The 6,350-nt window shown below is 43.4% G+C and carries 5 protein-coding genes; all 5 read left to right on the top strand.

Annotated features, from left to right (window positions below; all coding sequences use genetic code 11):
• Window positions 1-366: 366 nt before the first annotated feature.
• The 5 genes from leuS to tadA all read left to right on the top strand — a co-directional run bounded on the left by leuS (window position 367) and on the right by tadA (window position 6,321).
• Window positions 367-2,868: a leucine--tRNA ligase gene (gene leuS, locus ACVPON_RS06865; protein ID WP_462877483.1), complete on the top strand. Its 2,502-nt coding sequence runs from the start codon at window positions 367-369 to the stop codon at window positions 2,866-2,868.
• Window positions 2,869-3,488: 620 nt separating this feature from the next.
• Window positions 3,489-4,295: an amino acid ABC transporter substrate-binding protein gene (locus tag ACVPON_RS06860; protein ID WP_462877481.1), complete on the top strand. Its 807-nt coding sequence runs from the start codon at window positions 3,489-3,491 to the stop codon at window positions 4,293-4,295.
• 8 nt (window positions 4,296-4,303) lie between these two features.
• Window positions 4,304-4,963, top strand: a complete 660-nt coding sequence (locus tag ACVPON_RS06855) for an amino acid ABC transporter permease (protein WP_462877478.1) — start codon at window positions 4,304-4,306, stop codon at window positions 4,961-4,963.
• A 9-nt stretch (window positions 4,964-4,972) separates the two neighbouring features.
• Window positions 4,973-5,707, top strand: coding sequence for an amino acid ABC transporter ATP-binding protein (locus ACVPON_RS06850; protein ID WP_462877475.1), 735 nt, complete (start codon window positions 4,973-4,975; stop codon window positions 5,705-5,707).
• Window positions 5,708-5,742: 35 nt separating this feature from the next.
• Window positions 5,743-6,321 carry a tRNA adenosine(34) deaminase TadA gene (gene tadA, locus ACVPON_RS06845; protein WP_462877473.1) on the top strand — a complete coding sequence of 193 codons (579 nt, stop codon included), beginning with the start codon at window positions 5,743-5,745 and terminating at the stop codon, window positions 6,319-6,321.
• Window positions 6,322-6,350: the final 29 nt, after the last annotated feature.

Raw genomic sequence — 6,350 nt, 5'->3', positions numbered from 1 at the left:
CCATATCATATTCATTAGTGATAACGATATTTTTGTCTTTAATTCTGAGAAAATTTGTGATAAGATTTAGTTGTTCCATATGAGTCTTTCTAATGAGTAGATTAGTCGCTTTTCATTATAAGTCATATGGGACTTTTTTTCTATACTCAAAAAGGTTCCATAATCTCTACAGTGGATTTACCCACTACAGAAATTATAGAGCCCTTTTGTGCATGCTGTACCAATGAGATATTTTTATTGAGTATTAGTATAGCGCTTTCAATTATCGAAATCAAGAAATTCCGCTATTTCTGTTCAATCTCCTGCTGCAAATGCACTAGAACATGGTATAATGGGGATATCATACAAAATTGGAGAGAGATCGTTATGAGTTTTTACAATCATGGAGTGATTGAGCCTAAGTGGCAGGAGTACTGGGCAAACCATCACACCTTCAAAACAGGTACGGATAAAGAAAAGCCTAATTTTTATGCCCTTGATATGTTCCCTTATCCAAGTGGAGCGGGGTTACATGTTGGGCACCCAGAAGGGTACACAGCGACAGATATTTTGAGCCGTTACAAGCGGGCTCAGGGCTACAATGTTCTTCATCCAATGGGCTGGGATGCCTTTGGTCTACCTGCGGAGCAATATGCTATGGACACAGGCAATGACCCAGCAGACTTTACCGTGCAAAATATTGCCAATTTCAAACGCCAAATCAATGCGTTAGGATTTTCTTACGATTGGGATCGTGAAGTCAATACGACGGATCCGAATTATTACAAGTGGACCCAGTGGATTTTTACGAAGTTATATGAAAAAGGGTTGGCTTACGAGGCAGAAGTTCCTGTGAACTGGGTTGAAGAGTTGGGGACAGCTATTGCAAATGAAGAGGTCTTGCCTGACGGCACTTCTGAGCGTGGGGGCTATCCTGTTGTCCGAAAACCGATGCGCCAGTGGATGTTAAAGATTACAGCTTATGCAGAGCGCCTGCTCAATGACTTGGAAGACTTGGACTGGCCAGAGTCTATCAAGGATATGCAACGAAACTGGATTGGGAAATCACGTGGTGCCAATGTCACTTTTGTAGTTAAGGGGACAGAGAAGACCTTTACAGTCTTTACTACCCGCCCTGATACCCTTTTTGGAGCTACTTTTGCAGTGCTAGCACCCGAGCATGAACTGGTGGAGCAAATCACGACAGCTGAACAAGCTGAAGCAGTAGCGGACTATCGACATCAAGCTAGTCTGAAATCAGACCTTGCTCGGACTGACCTTGCCAAGGAAAAAACAGGTGTCTGGACAGGGGCATATGCCATTAACCCTGTAAATGGTCAAGAAATTCCAATTTGGATCGCTGACTATGTACTTGCAAGCTATGGTACAGGGGCAGTTATGGCAGTACCTGGACATGATGGTCGGGACTGGGAATTTGCTAAAACCTTTGGATTGCCGATTGTTGCAGTTATCGAAGGAGGCGACGTAGACCAGGCAGCCTACACAGAGGATGGCTTGCATATCCATTCGGCCTTCCTTAACGGATTGAACAAGGAAGAGGCGATTGAAAAGATGATTGCTTGGCTTGTAGACCACGGTGTCGGGGAAGAAAAAGTGACTTACCGCTTGCGCGATTGGCTCTTTAGTCGTCAGCGTTATTGGGGTGAGCCTATTCCAATCATTCATTGGGAAGATGGGACTTCAACTGCTGTTCCAGAGGAAGAGCTGCCACTTGTCTTACCGAAGACGAATAATATCAAGCCATCTGGTACAGGAGAAAGCCCGCTTGCAAACTTGACAGACTGGCTAGAGGTTATCCGTGAAGATGGTGTTAAAGGGCGTCGTGAGACCAATACGATGCCACAGTGGGCGGGATCAAGCTGGTACTTCCTTCGCTATATTGATCCACACAATAATGAAAAATTAGCAGATGAAGAATTGCTCAAGGCATGGTTGCCTGTAGATATCTACATCGGTGGTGCAGAGCATGCTGTCCTCCACTTACTATACGCACGTTTCTGGCATAAATTCCTCTATGATATCGGTGTGGTTCCCACCAAGGAACCCTTCCAGAAACTTTTCAACCAAGGAATGATTTTGGGAACGAGTTACCGTGATAGCCGTGGAGCTCTCGTTGCGACGGATAAAGTGGAAAAACGGGACGGCTCATTCTTCCATAGTGAAACAGGAGAAGAGTTGGAGCAAGCGCCTGCTAAAATGTCCAAATCTCTAAAAAATGTGGTGAATCCAGATGATGTAGTTACTCAATATGGTGCAGATACTCTTCGGGTCTATGAAATGTTTATGGGACCACTCGATGCCTCCATTCCTTGGAGTGAAGAGGGTCTAGAAGGGAGTCGTAAGTTCCTTGATCGGGTGTATCGCTTGATGACCACAAAAGACATGACTACAAAAAACAATGGACACCTGGACAAGGTGTATCATGAAACAGTGAAAGCTGTGACTGAGCAGATTGAGACATTCAAATTCAATACAGCCATCGCCCAATTAATGATTTTTGTAAATAGTGCCAACAAAGAAGAGGAGCTCTATGTCGAATATGCCAAAGGCTTTATCCAGTTGCTGGCACCATTTGCACCACACCTAGCGGAAGAACTTTGGCAACTGGTAACTGGGTCAAACGATGGGATTTCCTACGTACCTTGGCCAGCTTATGATGGGTCTTTCTTGGTAGAAGATGAGATTGAGATTGTTGTTCAAATCAAGGGCAAGGTAAGGGCAAAATTAGTCGTTGCTAAAGACCTCTCTTGTGAGGATTTGGAAGCTGTAGCGTTAGCCGATGAAAAAGTTCAGGCAGAGATCGCGGGCAAGGAAATTATCAAAGTGATCGCTGTTCCGAATAAACTCGTGAACCTAGTAGTGAAGTAATGGTGTATAAGAGATTGAAATGAAAGAATAAAAGTTCAACTCATTTAGTTTAACGTTTATTACTTCAGCGATTGTGGAAACTCTGTTTCCTTATTTCCCACTTCCAATCATCTTCTAGATGATTGGAACTCACTTTGCCGTACTTCAGGATAGCCTGTAGCTTGTTGCCTAGTACTAAAGGTAAACGAAACAACTATAAAAGGATTTTTTGGGCTTTTTCTGCGCGTGCTTGTTCACTTGAGGTTGTGAAAAGAGATAGTCAGAAGATTCGTCATCTACATTTTAAGAATTTTAAGAACAAAGGCAAACAGACAGATGAGATGCCTATCCCCTCTTTGAGTACTTGTTAGAACATTTTCCTACAATTCAACTCGGTTATAAGAAATAAAAACTTATTCAAAAACGAACTTCCTGTATTACAAGGGAGGTTCGTTTTTATTTGGATATGCAGATAGACAGGAGGTGTGATGCGCTATCATAAAAATCCCTAATCACGGTGATAGAAAATATGTATTGGTCAAGAACGGAGGGGCATGGTATGATAAAAACCATCAGTAGGCGGTCATGGCATACAGTACAATAGCCATTTATGGTCAAGTTGATGGTAAAGGAGACAACAAATGAGAAAATTCACAGTATGGGTAGTAGGAATCCTTGCAAGTTTGCTACTGGTTGCATGTAGTTCTACTCCACAAAAACAAGTGGAGACAGCAGGTTCATTACTTGAACAAATCAAGGAAAAAGGTGTCTTGAAAGTGGGAACAGAAGGAACCTATGCTCCCTACACTTATCATGATGAGAGCGGAAAATTGGTCGGCTATGATGTCGAAGTTGCTGAAAAAGTTGCCGAAAAGCTAGGTGTAAGGGCAGAATTTGTCGAAACAGAGTGGGATTCGATTATTGCAGGATTGGATGCAGGGCGTTTTGATGTTATTGCCAACCAAGTCGGTGTCACAGACGAACGGAAGGAAAAATACGATTTTTCAACTCCCTATACATACATTTATGGTGCCTTAATTACAACGAAGGACAATACGACTGTTAGCTCTTTTGATTCGATTAAGGGGAAAAAATCAGCCAATAGTTTGACGAGTAACTGGGCGGAGGTCGCTAAAAGCAATGGTGCAGAAATTGTAGGTGTAGATGGTTTCCAACAAGCGATTGAATTACTGACTTCAAAACGTGTAGATGTGACCATCAATGACAATGTCGCCTATCTGGACTACATCAAGCAGCATCCAGATGCACCTGTTAAGGTCGTAGCACTATCAGAAGATGTGCAAGAAACAGCTCTTCCAGTTGTCAAAGGCAATGCTGATTTGGTTGAGGCTATCAATCAGGCATTGAAAGAATTGGCTGACGAGGGTGTATTGACAGAATTATCCAAGAAATATTTTGGTGACGATGTTTCACAAGTAAAAAAATAGAGGTCATTATGACAGATAGATTATGGCAAATTATGATCGACTCATTTAGCCAGATATTGATACCAGGATTGTTGGTGACGATTCCACTAACAATCCTCTCTTTCATGTTTGGGTTATTGATTGCAGTGTTTACAGCCCTAGTACAGATTGCCCAACTTCCAATATTGAAACAGCTTGCTAGGTGTTACATCTGGCTCATTCGAGGAACTCCTCTTTTGGTGCAACTCTACGTCATTTTCTATGGTTTACCAAGTTTAGGCTTGGTACTAGATGCCTTTCCGTCTGCTGTTTTTGTTTTTTCAATCAATACAGGAGCGTATGCAGCAGAAACGATTCGGGCATCGATTGAATCTGTTCCGAAAGGACAGCTAGAGGCAGGCTATTGTGTGGGGATGACCTTTTCACAGACCATGCGACGGATTGTCTTACCTCAGGCATTTCGAGTTGCCTTTCCTCCCCTATCCAATTCCTTGATTAGTCTGGTGAAAGACACATCGTTGGCAGCGAATATCACTGTCTTAGAGATGTTTATGGCAACCCAGCAGATTGCGGCAAGAACCTATGAACCCTTTGCCTTGTATTGTGAGGTTGGTTTGATTTATTTATTGTTTTCAACACTCTTAACCAAGCTACAAGCCTATGGCGAAAAGAAATTAAAAGTCTATTAAGGGGGCAAGATGATAGAAGTACAAAAGATAAACATGTCCTTTGGTGCGACCAAGGTCTTGCAGGATGTCGATTTGCAGATTGACCAAGGGACGGTCACCGTCATCTTAGGCCCATCAGGGTCGGGAAAGACCACCTTGTTACGCTGTATGAACTTTTTGGAGCGGGCAGATAGTGGTCAGCTTGTATTTGGAGAGACTAGCTATGACCTAGCCCAGATTCGCCAGAAAGAGATAGCAGAAATTCGCAAGCGTACAGGCTTTGTCTTTCAGAATTATAACCTCTTTGCGAATAAGACAGCCTTGGAAAATGTGACCGAGGGCTTGATTGTAGCCCAGGGATATAGTAAGGCAGAGGCGGATGAGATTGGACGGAAGGTTCTAGATAAGGTAGGACTTGCAGAGAAATACCATGCCTACCCTAGCGAGTTGTCGGGTGGGCAGCAACAGCGGGTAGGGATTGCACGAGCTATTGCGAGCAACCCAGCGGTTATCTATTTTGATGAGCCTACCTCTGCCCTTGATCCAGAGCTGATTGGTGGTGTCTTGCAGGTGATGGCTGAGCTAGCAAAAGAGGGCATGACCATGGTTGTTGTGACCCATGAGATGGGCTTTGCCCGTGAGGTGGCTGATCGGGTAGTATTCATGGAAAATGGCAAAATTGTGGAGCAAGGAAGCCCTGAAGAGATCTTTGATGCTCCCAAGGAGGAGAGAACCAAGCAATTTTTATCTCGCATTCTCCACTAGTTGGAGCTTGCTTCTTTTTTTGCTATAATACTGACATGGAAATAAAAAATAGCTATAGTCAGGAAGAAAAAGAATACTTTATGCGGGAGGCTTTGAAAGAGGCAGAGCGGTCTCTGGGAAAAGATGAAATTCCGATTGGGTGTGTGATTGTTAAAGATGGTCTTATTATCGGACGGGGGCATAATGCCCGTGAAGAGTACAATCAGGCGATTTTACATGCAGAAATCATGGCTATTCAACAAGCCAATCAGCAAGAAGAAAGCTGGCGTCTGCTTGATACTACCTTGTTTGTGACCATTGAACCTTGTGTCATGTGCAGTGGGGCAATCGGTCTGGCGAGGATTCCTCAGCTTGTCTACGGCGCTCCAAATCAGAAATTTGGGGCAGCAGGAAGCCTTTATAATATTTTGCAGGACGAGCGACTCAATCACCGTGTCGTTGTGGAAGCGGGAATATTAGAAGATGAGTGTGCGACCATCATGCAGACATTCTTCCGTCAAGGACGTGAAAAAAAGAAGGCACTCAAGCAGGCGCAGGAGCTTGAAGCAGATATGATGGAACACGACAAACGCATGAAGAAAAAATCGTTTTCAGAAAGCGAAAATCATAACTAGATATCAATCATTGTAGTACACTAGAATAG

The sequence above is a fragment of the Streptococcus sp. 1F3 genome (assembly GCF_054968985.1).
Note: the sequence above shows the minus strand (reverse complement) of the source record. Positions and strands in the feature narration are given on the sequence as shown.